At 34.3% G+C, this 18,135-nt stretch carries 17 protein-coding genes; 5 read left to right on the top strand and 12 right to left on the bottom strand.

The features are described 5' to 3' along the window. Positions 1-117 precede the first annotated feature (117 nt). The 4 genes from D5R40_RS11615 (at position 118) to D5R40_RS39460 (ending at position 2,303) form a co-directional block, all read left to right on the top strand. Entirely contained in the window at positions 118-1,491 is a 1,374-nt protein-coding gene (locus D5R40_RS11615; protein WP_124144965.1) for a cytochrome c biogenesis protein, read from the top strand. Between the two features lie 61 nt (positions 1,492-1,552). Continuing rightward, entirely contained in the window at positions 1,553-1,927 is a 375-nt protein-coding gene (locus D5R40_RS39465; protein WP_240041581.1) for a transposase, read from the top strand. 90 nt (positions 1,928-2,017) lie between these two features. Beyond that, on the top strand, positions 2,018-2,209 hold the full coding sequence (locus tag D5R40_RS43495; protein ID WP_445974428.1) for a zinc ribbon domain-containing protein: 192 nt from the start codon (positions 2,018-2,020) through the stop codon (positions 2,207-2,209). Further along, complete coding sequence (locus tag D5R40_RS39460) at positions 2,127-2,303, top strand: zinc ribbon domain-containing protein (protein ID WP_240041580.1); 177 nt, start codon at positions 2,127-2,129, stop codon at positions 2,301-2,303. Before D5R40_RS43495 ends, D5R40_RS39460 begins: the two co-directional genes overlap by 83 nt. A gap of 483 nt (positions 2,304-2,786) precedes the next feature. Here D5R40_RS39460 and D5R40_RS11605 read toward each other — a convergent pair whose 3' ends face one another. The 12 genes from D5R40_RS11605 to D5R40_RS11555 all read right to left on the bottom strand — a co-directional run bounded on the left by D5R40_RS11605 (position 2,787) and on the right by D5R40_RS11555 (position 17,385). Further along, the gene (locus D5R40_RS11605; RefSeq protein WP_124144966.1) at positions 2,787-3,575 is read right to left on the bottom strand and encodes a hypothetical protein; all 789 of its coding nucleotides are present in this window, start codon (positions 3,573-3,575) and stop codon (positions 2,787-2,789) included. A gap of 1,019 nt (positions 3,576-4,594) precedes the next feature. Continuing rightward, a complete protein-coding gene (locus D5R40_RS35075) occupies positions 4,595-4,750 on the bottom strand; it encodes a hypothetical protein (RefSeq protein WP_161564520.1) in 156 nt (51 codons plus the stop codon). Continuing rightward, the gene (locus D5R40_RS11600; protein ID WP_124144978.1) at positions 4,719-5,687 is read right to left on the bottom strand and encodes a TRAFAC clade GTPase domain-containing protein; all 969 of its coding nucleotides are present in this window, start codon (positions 5,685-5,687) and stop codon (positions 4,719-4,721) included. The genes D5R40_RS35075 and D5R40_RS11600 overlap by 32 nt, the downstream gene beginning before the upstream one ends. A 454-nt stretch (positions 5,688-6,141) precedes the next feature. Next, entirely contained in the window at positions 6,142-8,334 is a 2,193-nt protein-coding gene (locus D5R40_RS11595) for a GTPase family protein (protein WP_124144967.1), read from the bottom strand. A 528-nt stretch (positions 8,335-8,862) separates the two neighbouring features. Then, entirely contained in the window at positions 8,863-10,194 is a 1,332-nt protein-coding gene (locus D5R40_RS11590) for a cytochrome P450 (protein WP_124144968.1), read from the bottom strand. A 566-nt stretch (positions 10,195-10,760) separates the two neighbouring features. Continuing rightward, positions 10,761-11,714, bottom strand: coding sequence for a glycosyltransferase family protein (locus D5R40_RS11585; protein ID WP_124144969.1), 954 nt, complete (start codon positions 11,712-11,714; stop codon positions 10,761-10,763). Positions 11,715-12,238: 524 nt separating this feature from the next. After that, a complete protein-coding gene (locus D5R40_RS11580) occupies positions 12,239-12,664 on the bottom strand; it encodes a hypothetical protein (RefSeq protein ID WP_124144970.1) in 426 nt (141 codons plus the stop codon). A gap of 27 nt (positions 12,665-12,691) precedes the next feature. Next, on the bottom strand, positions 12,692-13,270 hold the full coding sequence (locus D5R40_RS11575; RefSeq protein ID WP_124144971.1) for an endonuclease NucS domain-containing protein: 579 nt from the start codon (positions 13,268-13,270) through the stop codon (positions 12,692-12,694). 180 nt (positions 13,271-13,450) lie between these two features. Beyond that, positions 13,451-13,672: a DUF6737 family protein gene (locus tag D5R40_RS11570; RefSeq protein ID WP_124144972.1), complete on the bottom strand. Its 222-nt coding sequence runs from the start codon at positions 13,670-13,672 to the stop codon at positions 13,451-13,453. A gap of 106 nt (positions 13,673-13,778) precedes the next feature. Then, positions 13,779-14,021, bottom strand: a complete 243-nt coding sequence (locus D5R40_RS11565; protein WP_124144973.1) for a DUF8620 family protein — start codon at positions 14,019-14,021, stop codon at positions 13,779-13,781. Positions 14,022-14,378: 357 nt separating this feature from the next. Next, the gene (locus D5R40_RS11560; RefSeq protein WP_124144974.1) at positions 14,379-15,488 is read right to left on the bottom strand and encodes a hybrid sensor histidine kinase/response regulator; all 1,110 of its coding nucleotides are present in this window, start codon (positions 15,486-15,488) and stop codon (positions 14,379-14,381) included. Then, positions 15,466-17,385, bottom strand: coding sequence for a PAS domain-containing sensor histidine kinase (locus tag D5R40_RS11555; protein WP_161564521.1), 1,920 nt, complete (start codon positions 17,383-17,385; stop codon positions 15,466-15,468). Before D5R40_RS11555 ends, D5R40_RS11560 begins: the two co-directional genes overlap by 23 nt. A gap of 392 nt (positions 17,386-17,777) precedes the next feature. Between D5R40_RS11555 and D5R40_RS11550 the strand changes: the two genes are divergently transcribed. Then, positions 17,778-18,135 (top strand): hypothetical protein (locus D5R40_RS11550; RefSeq protein WP_124154674.1); only part of this gene is annotated, 358 nt, incomplete at its 3' end.

Genomic DNA, 18,135 nt, shown 5'->3' with positions numbered 1-18,135 from the left:
ATCTCAAAGTACCGTTATGACGAATGATTTAGGATTGCTGCACTTGACTTTTTCGAGGGAATATTACTATTGGTACACTACGATGAAAAAATATAAAATCTGATAGGAATTAAATTAATGGATGCTAAAGATTCAGGATTAGGCTGGACGTTCAATCCTCTCAAAATATTTAGAAGAGAAATATTGCCATTATTGGCTGATTTACGGTTAGCGATCGCTCTACTATTAGTAATTGCTATAAGCAGTATTTCTGGGACAGTTATAGAGCAAGGTGAATCAATAAATTTTTATCAGGAAAATTATCCAGAAAAACCAGCATTATTTGGATTTTTGACTTGGAAAGTAATTTTGTTATTAGAGTTAGACCATGTCTATCGTACTTGGTGGTTTTTATCAATATTAGTTTTGTTTGGAGCAAGTTTAACAGCTTGTACTTTTACGCGACAAATGCCAGCTCTAAAGTCTGCTAATCGCTGGAAATTCTATAATAAGAAACAACAATTTGAGAACTTAGCATTAAGCACAGAAATAGAAAAAGCTTCCCTAGATTCCCTAGAAAAAATATTACAGCAACGTGGTTATCAGGTATTTCAAGAAGGAGATAAACTTTATGGGCGAAAAGGAATTATTGGCAAAATTGGCCCGATAATAGTTCACGCTAGTATGTTGATTATTTTAGCAGGGTCAATAGTTGGTTCAATGACTGGATTTATCGGTCAAGAAATAGTGCCGAGTGGAGAAACTTTTCAAATTAAAAATATTGTGGATGCCGGAATTTTTGCCGAATCACAAATTCCTCAAGATTGGTTAGTCCGGGTAAATCGTTTCTGGATTGACTATACTCCAGAAGGAGCAATTGACCAGTTTTATTCAGATCTATCAGTATTAGATAAAAATGGCTCTGAAGTCGATAGGAAAACTATATTTGTAAATCAACCTATGAGATATCATGGGGTGACAATGTATCAGGCAGATTGGGCGATCGCTGCAGTTCAAGTCAGAGTTAATAGAAGTCCTGTTTTTGAGTTACCAATGGCCAAATTAAATACGGCGGGAGGGGGCAGAATTTGGGGAACTTGGATTCCGACTAAACCAGATTTGAGTGAGGGTGTATCTCTACTGGCAAGAGATTTACAAGGAACTGTATTAATTTACGATGCTACTGGTAAATTAGTTGCTAGTGTGCGGGAAGGAATGTCTACAGAAGTTAATGGGATAACGCTATTTGTTGACAAGATTATAGGTAGCACGGGTTTACAAATAAAAGCTGACCCTGGAATTCCTATTGTTTATTTAGGTTTTGGTTTATTGATGTTGAGTGTGTTGATGAGTTATGTTTCTCACTCGCAAATTTGGGCTTGGCAAGAAAGCGAGCGGGTTTATATTGGGGGTAAAACTAATCGCGCTAGTGTGGCCTTTGAACGGGAAATGTTGGAAATTTTAGATAGATTAGATCGTAGAGCTCTTGCAAAAGTGGCTGATACAGTATGATGGGACTACTCAGTAGCGATCGCTAACTCCAAACAGGCGAGGGAGGGTGGGAAGTGTGGGGATGGTGGAGAGTACAGGGTCTGGTCTGACCCTATGCTGCAAACTTCACGCAAGACCCGCATCCTCTTTTCGGATTGAGGCGACTACTCAAAAAATAACCATTAGTAGACAAGCGGGGGATTGGTACTTAAGTTTAGCGTTTGATCAGCGTGCAACTCCCACACCAAAAACTACTGATGTTGTAGGTGTTGATTTAGGCGTGAAAACGCTAGCAACACTAAGTACTGGTCAAGTTTTCCCAAGCATTAAACCTTACCGTACAGCTCAAGATCAACTAGCAAAATTGCAACGCCAACTGAGCAGGAAAGTCAAAGATTCAAAGAATTGGCACAAAGCTGTAATCAAGCTAGCGATCGCAGCACAGACGAGTAGCTAACATCCGCAAAGATGCACTTCATAAATTGACAACATATCTAGCTAAAAACCACAGCGTTGTTGCTCAAGCGAAGATTTAAATGTTAGCGGTATGTTAGCTAACCACAAGCTAGCTAAATCAATTAGCAGACAGTGCTTTTATGAGTTTCGCAGACAGCTAGAATATAAAACTCAGTGGTACGGTTCCGAGCTGGTAGTAGTTGACAGATTTTTTCCATCTTCGCTCGACTTGCTCCTACTGCGGTCATGTTCAAGATATGCCATTGCATCTGAGAACTTATGATTGCAAGAAGTGTGGGATATCTATAGACCGGGATCTGAATGCCAGTATGAATTTGAGGGATGCGGTCGGCTTGACCGTTGATGCCTGTGGATGAGTAGCCGCCGACGGTCTCACAAGAAGCAGGAAGTAAACATTAAAATATCACGCTATGTGACGTTTTATATCAGTTTTATGAAGCAGAGATGGTATAACTAAAAAAAACGTATTGCTATACTTTTTTAAATAATAGAGTTGTTGGGAATTAAGCTAAAAAAATGGCTAAAACCCTTATTAGTCAAAGTTTATAGTGTTTTTAAAGCCTCAAATGCTCAAAAGCTTATATAGTAAACTTTTGAGGCTTTTGAATTTTTATTTCCCAACAACTCTAATGATTAAAGTTAGAGAAACTCAGGTCGAAGTCTACTATTAATATCATGTCCTCATATCCGAAGGCAATCGTTTGTATAAACCCAAGGGTGAATATCTACAGATTTAAGTTTTTTTCTTGCTCAATAGCCTTCCTTCCTTTTCCCTCTTCCAACTTCGGTCTTCCTTACCTTCGCGCTTACAATACCGATGCTACCGGACATGATATAAGTTAGAAAAAATGTAAAGTCTTAGCTAATAAAGAGACTGCACTAATAACTCCAATAATAATCATCAAGTTATTGAAGTATTTTGATAATTTATTGGCAATATTTTTGTCTGGCAAGGTACGGTTAACAATCTGCCAATCTGAAGATAAGACTAAACTAGATAAACCACGCCAAATATCAGCATCAATTAAAGTTTGCTCTTTTTTTATTCCGGTTACAACTACAATTAAACTCTGTTGAGTTGGCAAGCGATATTCTTTCAATTCCACAGCTAATTCCTGTTGACGTTGGGGTGAAGTTTCGGCAATTTTATTAGTGGTATTTGGCAACTTATCTTGGAGTATTTTTTTAGCTTGTTCAGTATTAGTTAATTTTTGTAGATGCTGAAAATCAACTTGAAAACCAAGCTCTCCTCCTAAACTTACAGCTTGACTAATTTCTACTGTGAAATGTTGTCTTTCTTCTGTATTTAAAGCAGCAGCAGCCAACATTCGTAAAGTTCTTTCATTATCTGGATAATCTGAAATTACCCAAGCTATGGAAATCCGAATTTGACGGTCGGCAAAATCAACTCGCTCTGTAGGTTCGATACCTGTTAATAAACACAGTAAGTTATTATTTTTCCTACTTAAAACTACTGAAGCAGACTCACTATCAATTAGTTTATTTGCTTCCTGAAGTATAGCAGGCAAATTTTGTTTATCTATTCTAGTTTTACTCTCTTCAGTAACCTTTAGCCAACGATAATCATCATCTTGATAAAAGCCTCTACTTTCAATATATATTTCCATATAAATCTCCTGTTTTAAATTTGATAATTTGAAGAAGGAAGAAGGAAGAAGGAAGAAAAAGTGGATAGGGACTCAAAACCCAACCAATAATAATATCAAATCCGGTAGCATTGACATAATTAGATAGTTATTAGGAGTCAGGAGAGAAGAGAATTTAGAAAGATTTTCGCTCTGGCTGAAGATGAAAAATTTTTTATACCGAATTAAGAGAATTTGATATAAAAACTGCGTAGACGGTGGGATATTAAATCCAAAATAAAAAGATAAAAATAATGAATAAAATAGGTATTTGTATTTGGGACTGGTTATCGTATGTTTGTTAGATTAAATTTTCCTCATAATCTGGTATTTTTTGACCATAAATTATGAATTAATACGCCACTTATTCATATCAAGTAACTACAATTATCTGTCACTTCTAAAGTAATAAATTTTGCTTTGATAGGGAGCAAGCACTACAAACAATTCGATTGATAAATCACTCATTTTCTTCTTATACCAAGCGTGAAAAAAGAATGTTACGAATTAATTTGGGCAATAAAAAGAATTTATAGTAAATGTCCCTTTGACTAATAAGATAAGTTATGAACTAAGAAATGGTATGGAAGCTATTCATTATGCCTCTTGACTCCTGTCTCCTGTCTCCTGACTCAATAGCAATAACCTAAATATTTGTAGCAAAGATTTATTAAACTGGTATTAGATAGTAGGGTGCATTAGTAAAGGTAATACACGATGGTATTAATAGGATTTGATGAAATTTCTAAATCAATAACTTAAATTTTTAAAGCACTCTAATATCAACAACTATAAGTTATCATTTTCTTTATGGGTTTAATACCAATTTGATAAATGTTTGCTACAAATAGTTAGGGTATTTCTTAGGAGTCAGGAGACAGGAGACAGGAGACAGAATGAATTGCTTCAATACCATTTTCAGGTTGGAAATCATTTTTTTGTCAAAGGACATATCTTGCATTTGTATTTTTATTCCCCTTACTGTTCGTAACATTCTTTTTTCACGCTTGGTATAATACCCCACCGTCTACACGGTGTTCAAAATTACTTGGGGGAGCGTAGACGCGGAGCGGCTTGTCGAAGACTATCCATAAGTAATTTCCCTCCTGTCTCCTGTCTCCTTCTTCAAAATAAATCTCTGCCCTGAAGTACGACAAAACCCGCAGTATTTTTACAGCCCTTAGAAAACTGAGTCAAAGCATTTTTAATATGAGCATCTAAACCAATCCAACTAACAACAGCTTGTAAAAATTTAGGGGTACGCCCTTCATGGTGCATTTTCAACAAAAACCGTAATAAGTAACGTAAAGGTTGGTCATTATCCACGGGATTATATTCAGCATTGCGACTAATTTTTCTAAATCCAAAAGTAGGTAAATAATTATTTCTTGGTTCTTCAATGGTTGTACAAATTACACAACCCAAAGTTTGTACTGGAGTAATGGCAATGGCAACTTGAGAATTTAATGGTGGAGAGGATAAGAAATTAAGCAAGTCGGCATATTCCTTTTTGATTCTTTCTAATAATTGTTTGGCTGCTCTCTCTCCTTTTGTCATTTCCATCTCGCATTTAACTGGAGCAAATATGACTAAGCGAGGTTCTCGAATATCTTTATAAGCTTCTTTAAACATGGCTGTTATTTGCTTTGGTTTATTCACATATTCATTAAATTTTCCCTTAGACATCATTAATGCTGGCGTATCAATAGCAATTACAACTACAGCAGCATCATTCATCAATTCCCTGACAAATTTTCTCTCGTTAGGACTAGCTTTATCAGAAATATAACCTCCTGGATAGTCATAAAAATTCAGTCTTAAAAATGGCTTTTTATCCTGTTCAGCTAAGTCAAATATAAAAGAACGAACTTCTGAAGAACCGGGAATACCTGCTCCTGGTTGGACTTTAAAAGTTTCTGTGACACTTTTTAATTCTTTGAGGCGTTTTTTGAGAATAGCGTGACTTTCTGCTTCCGGAATTAGTTGGAGGTTAGCCTGAAAACTTATTCTTTTAAATTGTTCGTACATTGAAGTTAATAGGCTAGTTTTACCAACAGCGCTAGGACCTAGAAGTGTGATTTTTAGTTCATTCATAGTAATCATAATTCCTTGATTTTATTGTCAATTTGAAGAGTAGTTAATAGTTCAAAAAGTTACAGCAAATTCGCTCGTATCTGAAGTACAGAAGACATATCCTTCAAAAGAGGGGAGAGGGAATAGGGAACCCACCCCTCGCCCCTCCCCCTCCCAGGAGGGGAGTAATTGATAATTTATGGATAATAATTGATTTAATTTTTAATTATCGGAGGTGTCTAGATATTAATGATCGGATGTTTGTAGTGTGGGCATCTTGACCGCTATGGATATATTCATCATGGAATATGCTGTAATATTAGTCTGCCTACTTACACTTAATAGATAAGTGATAATGTAAACGTCTCGCTTACCTACGGGAGCAAGATGCTCCCACTGCCATTGCTATAAAATATTGAGATTAATCCTATATAATATCCCCCAAAACCTCTTTCTATCTCCTATTCCCTAACTATTAATTAATAAATTGTAGAAATTCTAATTGATTAGCCTTACCAACTATATCTACTAACCTTTGCCATTCTTTAAGTGAATCTGAACCCTCTCCCATGGGTTTAAAATAAGCAGGCCAAACAGGCGATCGCACCTCATATAAAAATACAGGCCATTCATTTTTTATTTCTTCTCCACGCAATACTTGATCGACAAATTCTTCTACTGCAGCAAATACGGCTAATTTTGGTTCTGATGATAAATCTGTTAAGGCTTCTTGACATTTATAAACTGTTTCTTGGTGCAATTGTTCTAAATTTTCTAGCACTTCTTCAGCGGTGGGTTTAGCAGATAACCGGAGGGAAGTATCGTCAGGAGTTAAGTCATCTAAGTGTTGTCTAATTCGGTAATGAAAATTTACCTCATAAGACATTTCAAAATTCCATAAATTTTGGAAAGCTCTGCGTAAATTAGGTTGTAACTCAGACACTTTATTCTGGGCAATAACTTGCAAAAAATCGGCTCCCCTAGCAGTAGTTAAACCTCCCAATTTTCCTTGTTCGGTTAATATTTGAGTTATTTGATACTTGGCATCATCAATTAATTGTTTTAACCCATTATCTAAGGAATTAAAATGTCGAGTTAAATGAGTCCGAATTTTATGTAAATATTCAGCATAAACAATTTCCCAAGAACCTTTTTCCCGATGTCTAACCTTAATCTCTTGTAAACTAGGAATTCCCGGATCTTCCTTACAACTTTGAATTGCTACCTCTACTTGAGGTTTAAAAAAATCTTCATCTACCAGATAACGTTGCTGCTTAAAATTATCCAGCAATTCCATTAAACCCACCGATAAATTACTCATCAACTGATTATATAAAGGTAGAAAAACTCCCATTTCATTTTGATTTGCAGTAGGACTTGCTAAAGCCTGACGCGCCTTTTCTATTTCCACCTCTACAATTTTTTGTAACTCCACCATCCGCTCTTGACAAGAAGCAGCATATTGTCGATCTAAGCTCTGAATTTTAGTAGCTAAATAATTCAAAACAGTATCTAATATTTTCAGATTAGCTACTTCCACATCAGCACAATTAGCAATAATACAATCCACTAAATTCAGATGTTTTTTATCAAGATCGTCAGCCAAGTCTTGACAATTATTCAAATTATCACCATTAGCAGAATTAGCATTAGTTTGATTGAGAATCATAAAAGACCACAAATCCAAAGGCAAATCTACAATTGCCGCCCTAGCTGTGTCATAAAGTCGGACATCAACATCTGCCCAATAGTCACCTTTAGCGCTAGGCATTCTCACAAATAAAACAGCATCAATATCCTGACTTAATGTCTGAATTAATCGTGTTTCATCTCCCACACCAGTATCACCTAATCCAGGCATATCAACTAAAGCTATTTGCCCAACATCAGTATTAGGAAAAGGGCAGGTAATTTTCACTTCTTTAACTGCTAAATAATTAAAAAATATCCGTTGACCATCAGCAGTATCTTGAGCCACATATTCCCGAATTTCATTACTAGAAATACGCTTGGGTGGAGAATTTAATAATCCCACATATTTATCAATATTAGTATGATATCGATTCAAATGTTCATACATCGCACCCGGTGCAGCATATCCAGGCAAATTTTCTGGCAATGGTGGCAAAGGTTTAGAAGCAAATTCGACTAAATTATTAGGTTTAGCACCCAGATGTAGCTTTTCATAATAGGGGGCAATGACATCATCAATAAACGACCGCTCCGAATGAAAATAAACCTCACCGAAAGTCGTAACATTAGGGTTATGACGAATCATGCTACGAACACCCGTACAATGTTGGCGATCGCCGTCGGGAATTTCTGTTGTGGTCAATCCCGTTAAACTTTGCAAAAGACGACTTTTTCCTTGTCTAGCACGACCAACTACCCCAATATTCAATGTATCGCGGGAAAAACGCACCTTCAGTTTTGCCAACGCTTCTAACTCTGTAGCAATTTTCAGATGTAGCGCCAGAAAATCAATTTCCGCCAGTCTACCTTGAATTTTCCGGTCTTCTATTTGTGTAATTAATTGATTGCGTTGAGATTCGAGAGCGTGTAGCGCGGAGGTAAGTTCCCTAAGATTGGTCTCTGTGCGTTCAATTTTCTGAACAAGGGGACGACGCTTATCGATAATATCACTAATAGTTTCATTTCTATTTCGCATAGCTAAATTCCTCTATGAATATTTCAGCAGAATTAGAGGATGGTAATTTGGAGATTTCCAATATCCTTCTCTCTGAATTTAGCTACAAATTCTCCCCCCTCGCTTCCGGTTAAATTTTAGTAATTAGTAATTGGGAATTAGCAGTTTGCAAATGGTAGTTAATTTTTATAGGACTTATATCATGTTCGGATAATCACTTATAATAAAGTCATTGCGACTGGAACGGAGTGGAAGGTTTGCGTAGCATTCCGTAAGGAAAGCAATCTCAGAGGTTTGAGATATCTCTTCTATCTATAATCCTAATTATAACTATTCAGGAGATGTCTATTAGCCCACCCGCGACAATAACACCATAGAATATTTTTTTCTACTTGATAAATCAAAAAGTCGCCTGCTTATGGGTGAGGGGAAGAGACCCAATTTTTTGGTAAAGTTCTAGTGTAGGATGGCAGAAATAACTAACCAGTTACAAAATCCTAAAAGCTTTACCAATCAATACTTTTGACTTTTGACTTCCGCATAGTGGCACTAGCCTGAATTTTTCATCATTAGTATTTTCAAACCAGAACGAGGATGTAAACTGGGAATAGAACTAAGGGATAAATCTTGATTTGGCTCTAATTTCCACTGATAATTACGCAATAGTAGAGAACTAAAAATTTTCATTTCCATTTGGGCAAAAGCATAACCCAAACAAAATCTGGAACCTCCACCAAAACCAACTAAGCTATAATCCATCTTCTTATCTTCAGCTCTTTCTCGATCAAAACGCTCTGGATCGAATTCGGAAGGATTAGTATAAACTCTTCGATCTTGGTGAGTTTTTTCAATACGATATAATACCTGCCAACCTTGAGGCACATAGTAACCGTTATAGGTAAAAGGTTTAACCACACCTCGAAAACCTCCACCAACAGGAGGATATAGTCTTTCTACTTCTTTGAGCACTTGCTCTAAATAAGGCATTTGTTTGAATTGCTCATTACTCAACTCTCCCTGCTGTTTTAAATTTTCTTGCTCCGCTTTTGCTTGTGCCAAAATATCAGGATGTTGTGCTAATGCCATACATAATGAGGTAAGCATTGATGTTGTGGTTTCATGTCCAGCAAATAGCATAAGTAGTGCCTGCACTTTAATTTCTTCCAGACTGAGACTATTCCCTTCTTCATCTCTAGTTTCGATTAATAAACTTAGTGCATCTTGAGTCGGATTTTTTTCTCTTTCTCTGATTTCTGCTTCTATATGCTTCAGTAAAAAATCTCTCGCCTTCAACGCTGAGGTATAAGTAGTAAAAGGTAGCCTAATGGGAAAACTAAATAAACCTGCGGTTAGTTCGCTAAATTTTCGAGACAAAAGTGCAGTTTTTGTTCCTGGTTTACTACCTAAAAGCAATATACTCGCAACTTCAAAGGTCATCTGTTTCATTTCTGGTAGTAAAGTCAGATGTTTCATCTCAGACCATTTCACCAAATAACGATTGATAGTATCAACCATAGTTGCAAAATAATTCCTTAAAGCTTGCCCATGAAAAGCAGGCATTAATAATCGACGGTTTCTTTGATGTTCTTCCCCTTCTTGCAAGAAAAGAGATCTGCCTAAAAGTTCGTGAAAACTTTTCGGCCAACCGTCATGCCAGGAAAAATGGTCAAAATGAGTCTGGAGAATAAAACGGTTTGCTTCAGGGCCAATCATTACAATTGTAGGACGACCTAATATATGAGTTTTGAAGATAGTACCGTATTTTTCTTCTCGTCGATCAGCGAAATTACGATCTCTTAGAAAATCAATGGTTTCACCAATTAATGGAAGTCCAAAACTACCAGGGGGTAAAGGATGAGTATTTTCTTCTGTCTTCTTAATAGTTTGCCTTTTGATAGTTTTTTGTGTGATATGATTAGTAGTCTACCATTGCTGGAATAACAACACAGACCAGATGAAGTATTTGAACAAAAACCTACGATTTAATTCTGCATTGATTCTCTAACTCGATTAATCCAGCCTTGACCTCGTTTCAGCACTAAACTTTGTGTTATTCACACGTCGGTAGTTTTATTGAAGTATTCTGTTTGTTTACTGATCCATGATCTTTAATTAGTAAAGATTTTCCAGTTCCCGATCATTCATAGCTCAATTTACAAACACCTAATAATAACAATTTTTTAGGGACATTTCATAGAACATCCCTACTTACTTCCTTGTTGGCAAGCGCCCTATCACTAGAGAATACCTGCAAATTGAGGCTATAAATAATTGCATTAAACCTTTTCGCGATTTGCTTTTTTATTTCCCCATTACTAATTACTAATTACCGAAAAATTGTGGTTTAAAACCTCCCTTTTCAAGGGGATAATAAAGAAAAAAAATCATGATTAGTCAATCCTCTTCTTTTCAAGGAGAGGTAATTATTAATTATTAATTTTTGAACATTATCCATCAGTAATTTTCTGCATTTTATTCTTAGATAGCTGACGACTAACAGAAGAAACTGCTCTTACAGGAATCTCTGTTAATTGAGCTAAAATCAAATTCCAGAGATAGCCATATTGAGGATTATTTTTCAGTAATAAAAATTCGGCAAATACATAAAATCTTTTGGTTCTTTTGTATTCAGGAGGATTATCTTCAATCCTAATTTGTTCTGGTTTAGGCAATTTATGACCGATAATTTTTCCTTGCTCATAATACTTTGCTTGAATAGAAAGTCCTAATAATCTATCCAAACACCAAAAAGGAAAATATTTAAACGGTCCTGACAAAATCATCGCATCTCTAATATCTGCCAAAGTTGCTTGTACTATTTCATTTTTCCATACCTTTTTATCAAAGTTTTCTGTATGCCATCCTTGATGATCTTTTCTTTTCCCTAAAAGACACAAGGGATTGAATTTATTATGCAAAGGAGCTATGGGTATTTCCACCATATAATTCGGTTGATTTTGTAATTTTTGGTCTCCCGTCCTTACACCACAAGTATTCATTTCATCAATATTAAATATTGATTCCCATGGAGATTTTAAACTAGCCTCATCACCATATTTTACATCTTTTCTATTAAGCCTTAAAACCCAACTATCAGGATATTTAGTAAAATATTTTCTAGTTATTTCTGCAATATCTGGATGCAAAAGTTCATCACAATTTACTGTTAAAATATATTTTCCCGAAGCATTTACTAACCCAGTCATTCTTTGAATTATTTCTCCGCGAAATGAACTATTTATTTGTTGCATTCGGGGGTCGCTAATTGGCAGTTTTTCCATTCCTGGAGGGTGGGCTAAAATTAACTCTACATCTCCATTGATTTTTAAAAGGGTTTCGATCCAATATTCAGGAAGACCTTCTCTTGTGGGTACTACAATTGATAATATTGGCTGGGTCATTTTTATGTATATTAGCTAAGTTTTAGCTACATTGTATCAAATTTTTTTATCGTCAGCCAATAATTTAATTTTGGGGTAATTTTACAGAAATTTTATAGCAAATATTGAAGAAGGAAGAAGAAAAAAGTGGATGGGGCAACTTTTAAGCATTCCCTCCGCGTCTACAAATCCTAACCAAATTGTAGAAACTCTGTAGACGGTAGGATATTAAACCAATAAAGAAAAAGATAAATAGAACTTTATCTAAATTATATTTAAAGTCTCGAACGCCATTTTTCTAATGCTAAATCAATGGGTGCATCTCAATGCAAGAATAAAGCCAAAATTTTATCGCTTTTAGGCAACAGGCAACAGGTAACAGGGAATAGGGAATATATAGGAAAAAAGTATTTTTGCAAATGTGAGATGCACCCAAATCAATTAATGAGTCTAGAGATTTATAACAATCTAAAATTTCTGTTTTTAATTCTTCTCCTATTCTTGCTTCCCATAGTTTTTTATAATGTTTAAATAGCTCCATATCTTCACAGGTGAGAGGTTTTGGTTTTTTTGGGATATTTCATAATTCTAAGAACTGCTTTAATATATTTTTCCCTCATATTTTTGCTTATCGGTAACGAAAAGTAGTATATACGATTACCAATATCGATAGAAAACTGAGAATAATTACCTCCTATTTCAATTGCTTCTATTAATTTTTGCATACTCCTTTTATGCCGATTTATTTCTGTTCCTACTCCACTGGATACATAACCTTCAATCAAAGCTTGATCTTGCCAATCTTTCCAAATTCTAGCTCTGCCAATTCTCGAACTTTCACCTCCTTTATATGGTATCCAGAGAAATATTATTAATTCGCCTTTATCCAGGAAAAATTCAGCACAAAATTTACAACTTTTCCCACTACCAATTCCATATTTAATACTCCCAGCAGAAGAAAATTCTTGCATCCTACTGTCAAACTTCAGAATTTTCTGTCAAACTCTCAATACCTCCTCCTGCTGTTGAACATCTAAATTATTTACAACTTTCAAAAGTACTGTGGGTGGGGTAGGTAAATCTAAATCATTTTCTAGCTCCTGATAGGGAATAATTGCCTTTGAAATCTCCCCATTATCAATATCTTTCAAACAAAAATAAAAGTTATTCCCATCTGAAATAACAGAAAACTCTAAAAACTGAAAATCAAGAGTGTGATATTTTCGATCTGTAAAATTATCCCGATGAAAACTAGGAGTAATTGCCACTAATCTCACAGGTTGCTGATAATCAACTTTGTCACTAAAAGGTTTCTCATCTAACAAAGCATCATAATAACGAGTCAACTGTTGAACAATTCCCCTATCCTCAACATTTTTTAACTCCAACACCACTAATTTTTCCTGACTATCAATAGCTAAAATATCGCACCTTTGAATATTAACGATATATTGTCTGTCTAAGACCTTCAAACCTAGTAAAATTTCTAAGTTTTCATCAAGAAAATCTTCTAAAATCTCTTCACTGACAAATTCCCACCCAGAACCATTCTTGATTAAATATGCGTTACTGAACATATATAATTGAATCTAAATTTTTGATACAATTTTAGACTTGTTTAGAAACAGCAACAGTGATATTAATCTCTGTTTGTAACCGATGCAATTCTACTTTTTTTATGGTTAGATCTCATTTTTATTTAATATAGATTTTGTGACCTAATTATGCTGAATGTATGGCTGTAAAATCAATTTTTATCACATTCTTGATTCTGCCATTAATTTAGGCCAAACTACCAGGAAAAATCCCATCCAAGTTAATATAGGAATAGAGATAATAACTGTTAACCAAACAATTTTAAACACTAACCAACTACTACTAATAATAGTGATTCCTGTCATAAGTATTGACCAAGGTTGACACCACCAAGGTTTGTAATTCCAAGGGTTAAACTTTTCTTGTTCAATTGAATTTTTCATAAATAATAAACGAAGAATAAGGAATACAAAAAGTGAAATAAACTTGCCGAAAGTAACAAAGTAACAAGGAGAAAGTTTTTTTATTAGTAATGAACCAAATTTGATGTTAATTAGAATTTAAACGTTTGGTAATTTGTTTAATTATGCCACTGAGAATTGCACCTCCCATCAAAATTCCGATAGCTGGAGTAAATACTGGTTCCCATAATCTATGCCAAAGATCCAGACCTAAAGCCACTCCAGAATAACGACCAATCACAGCGATCGCGAACCAAGCAAAACCAATTATTACTAGAAATACATCTGCTACTAAAAATGTATCTAACCAGTTGAGTAATTTTTCTTTCATTGTTAGTAATTTTCCATTAATATTTTAAGTTATTATACTATAACTAGGTAAGTAACATTATTTATATATTTACTCATCTATATTTTTTGTTATCTATTTTAAGCTATTATACCAATTTTTATGTATAAATCCCACAAAAAAAAATAAATATTTTACTCCTAAAAAGGAACTAATCCAATCCTATTATATACTTATTTCTATTATTTTTCCTTTTTATGTTCTTGATTACGAATTCCAACTTCAGTTTTTCCTTTTTTCTTTTCTTTACTAATATGACATTGCTCGATCAAATTGGTTTTATCCATTTTAACTATCAACTATGAATATCAAATTAGCAGTTAGAAATTAACTCATAGTTTAACAGCCTTTTTCTGTTACCTTTGTAGGGATAAAAACAGTTACAGTGGTTTGTTCTAAAGGAATACTTTGGATTTTTAATTGCCCATTATGTAATTCAGTAATTTGTTTAGCAATACTGAGACCTAAGCCCGATCCCTGTTGCTCATATATTTTACGATTAAATTGTTTATAAGCTCCGATATTAGAAATTTCATTAACACTCATTCCTTTGCCAAAATCTATAAAATCAACAGCAAAAACATGATGAACTAATCTACCTACTACCTTAACTTTTGTGCCGAAATCAGAAAATTTAAAGGCATTGTCTAATAATTCATCTACAATTTTTCTAAAGTTAGGCTCAGAAATTTTTAAATGAGTATTTTCTGATGCAATCTCTAAGTCTTTTAAGCGATTAAAACTTCTTGCTTTTTCTAGAGCAACCTCTCTAATTATTGACTTAGGATTACTAACAGAACCTGTTGTAAATAATTTTAATCTATCTCGCTCCCGTGATAATAGCTCTAAATCTGCATATAGTAAAAAATTCTGGATTAGTCTATATAAACGGTGCGCAGAAATGTGAATATTTTCTACCATTTCTAAAATTTCATCGTTTTCTAATTCTTGAAACTCTTCAATAATAAAATTGGCAGAACCAATAATTCCATTGAGTGGAGTGCGTAGTTCGTGAGGTAGAGATAAAGTTATACTACTTCTTAATTCATCTAGTTGTTCTTGAGTTTTTCTTTGAATAGTTCCTTGTTTTTCTAATCTGGTATTAATTGCTTTCATTAATTCATCTCTGGTAAAAGGTTTTGTCAAGTAATCGTCAGCTCCTAATTCCATTGCTTCTCTTAAATCAGCTTTTGTGGATTTTGCAGTCAGAAAAATAAATGGAATTGTTTCTGTTACTAAATTTTTCCGTAATAATTTTAATACTTCATAACCATCAAGTTCTGGCATCATTACATCACAAATAATTAAATCTGGAACAATTTCTAGAGCTTTTTCTACTCCTCTTCTACCATTTTCTGCCTCTATTGCTATAAAATTTTCTGCTTCTAAAACATCTGTAATTATTTCTAAAATTACTTTTTCATCTTCAATCACTAGAATTTTTTTCATTTATATTTTCCTTTTCTAAATTTAACGGTAAGATGACAGTAAATGTAGTTCCTACCCCAACTTCACTTTCGACAAAAATTTGACCTCTATGTAAATCTACACAATTTTTGACAATAGTAAGTCCTAACCCTGTACCAGAAATATTAATAGCATTTTGAGCGCGGTAGAAAGAGTCAAATAAATATTTTTGTTCTGCTGCTGGAATTCCCATACCTTCATCTTGAATTTGAAAAATTGCATAGTTATTTAAGTAAGAAAGTTTGAGAAAAATATGACTACCTTGGGTCGAATATTTAACTGCATTCCAAAGTAAGTTGGATAGAATATGTCGCAACAATTTTTCATCTATGAAAACCAATTCAAATATTTGTGCCCTAGATTCATTTTGTGATTCTGGTGGAGCATTATAGATAGCATCATTTTGCTTTTGTTCTTGCTGAATTGAATCCGATTGAATGAAATTTAAAATACTTAGATTAATCCCATCTTTGCCAGAATCTTTCGTTGTTAATTGCTTGGCTTCTTGAAGCACAAAATGAAGGGAATATTGACTACCAATACTGAGTTTAATATCTTCTATAAGACCTCGACAAAAATTTTCTAAATCTAATGGTGCTGGGTTAAATTCAAAATTACCTGATTCTTTTTTGCCTATAACTAATATATCATTAAGTAACCCTGTCATATATTGAGCTGTAGCTTGTATACGACGCAAATAAGTCAGTTTTTTTTCTTCATTCCATTTATGACTATAGTATTCTAATGCTTCTGCCGAAGCTAATATAGTAGTTAAAGGAGTACGGAATTCATGGGATGCCATGGAAATAAATTGAGATTTAAGTTGATTCAATTCTTTTTCTATTTCTAGTGCTTTCTTTATTTCAGTTTCTGCCCACTTGCGCTCTGTAATATTTTCAATATCACCTTCATAAGCAATTAAATTACCTTCTGGGTCACGCACTGCTCTGGCATTCTCAGAAACCCAGATGATACTCCCATCAGCACGATAAGCTTGATACTCAAACTTTAATACACTTCCATCCCTGCTAATTAAATCAATAAATTCATCTCTAGAGTTAGAATTAACATAAATTTGTTTGCCAATATCAGTAACTTTTGCCATCATGTCCTCTGGCGAGTCATAACCAAATATCTCGGCTAAAGTAGGATTACCATAAAGGTAATGCCCATCTGGTGTAGACTGAAAAATACCTTCAACTGAATTCTCAAAAATGTTACGATATTTAGCCTCAGTTGAATTTAGTTCTTGATATGCTGTTTCTAATTGTAATCTAGTATTAAACTCAGTTTTGTGCAAAGATTCATATAAATATACAGAAATATCACAAATTAAACATACCCAGAAAATGCCAAGATGCATCTTCATAAAATTCCAATCTAAAGGTGCTATATCCAAACCAAGAATCTGATTGACACCAAAGTAATAACCTAATACAGTAATCTGAGATATTAGGTGTAAAAACCATCTAACCGGAATTAAAGTTGCCTGAGAAAAGAAAGTCAACATCCAGACAAAAAACTCAGGATTAACATTTCTCGTAACTGTATCTGAAATTTGCTCGATCATAGTCACAGACCAAGAAAAGCAGAGAAATATTAGACCAAGATGACGACTACCCCAGGAACTTCGTAGTAGAAATATACAACCAAGTAAGGTTAAATGTACTAAAATCCTGGCAATTTCCCACTCTTCTAAAGGAGGGTATTTATCTAGTATGAAGAAGATTAAACTGAGTATACTTCTACTCAAGAAAAAGAAAAAAGCTAGCCACAATGTTAAATTTAGTCGAGCAATCAAAAAACGATGTTGCCACTGTGGATATGAAACATTTGTTAAGTCTCTGCTATTTTCAGAAGTAGGGTTAGCACTATCCAAATAGCTCAGTATTTTCTCAATAGGGGATAGTCTCTGTAGTTTTTTCAGCCATCCATTTCGCATAGCTAATTAGATTGAAACCTCATAATTTAAGTCATAGACTTCGTACATCAGAATATTGTAATATAGCTGTCCTAAATAAGTTTTGAATAAATGTTAGTTATCTAAATACTAAGAGTGACTTCTCTTGATATGTAGCTAATGTTCATATTCTATCTAGGATAGCTATAGTAGGTTAAATATGAGCTAACTACAATTTTTTTTCACTCGTCATTAACAATAATTTAGGGCAGGCAAAAATTATTAATTATTTACAGCTAGCTCCGTCTAAAATGGTATGATTATTTTTACTGTATATTAGTTATATTTATACCTAAATTGTTAGTCAAATTATGGTTAGTTATACCTTGCCTCAAAATCCAGATACGATTATAACTGTTAGGGGGAAAGAGTCACCCCGAGCTCGTCAGAAAGCTATGGATAAGCTTGTGGAAATGATGGACTCTGGTGAAATACTCACAGAATTAGAAAATGGATTTAGTCCGGAGCAATTTATTGAGGTCAAAGAGTCAAAAGAATCAAAGGAAATTGCCTCTGAGGAAGAAGAAGCTGTTGCCCAAGCAGTACAAATACTTAGCGATCTAGCAGCACTGAAGATTAAGGTTGTAGAATCGAGAGAGGAAGCACTAAAGATTCGTTCTGCAATTGAGGTACTATTCACAGATGAAGCTGTCACTGTTGAAGAAATTG

The sequence above is a fragment of the Okeania hirsuta genome (genome assembly GCF_003838195.1).
Lineage (GTDB): Bacteria > Cyanobacteriota > Cyanobacteriia > Cyanobacteriales > Microcoleaceae > Okeania > Okeania hirsuta.
This window is presented reverse-complemented; position numbering and strand designations above follow the sequence as displayed.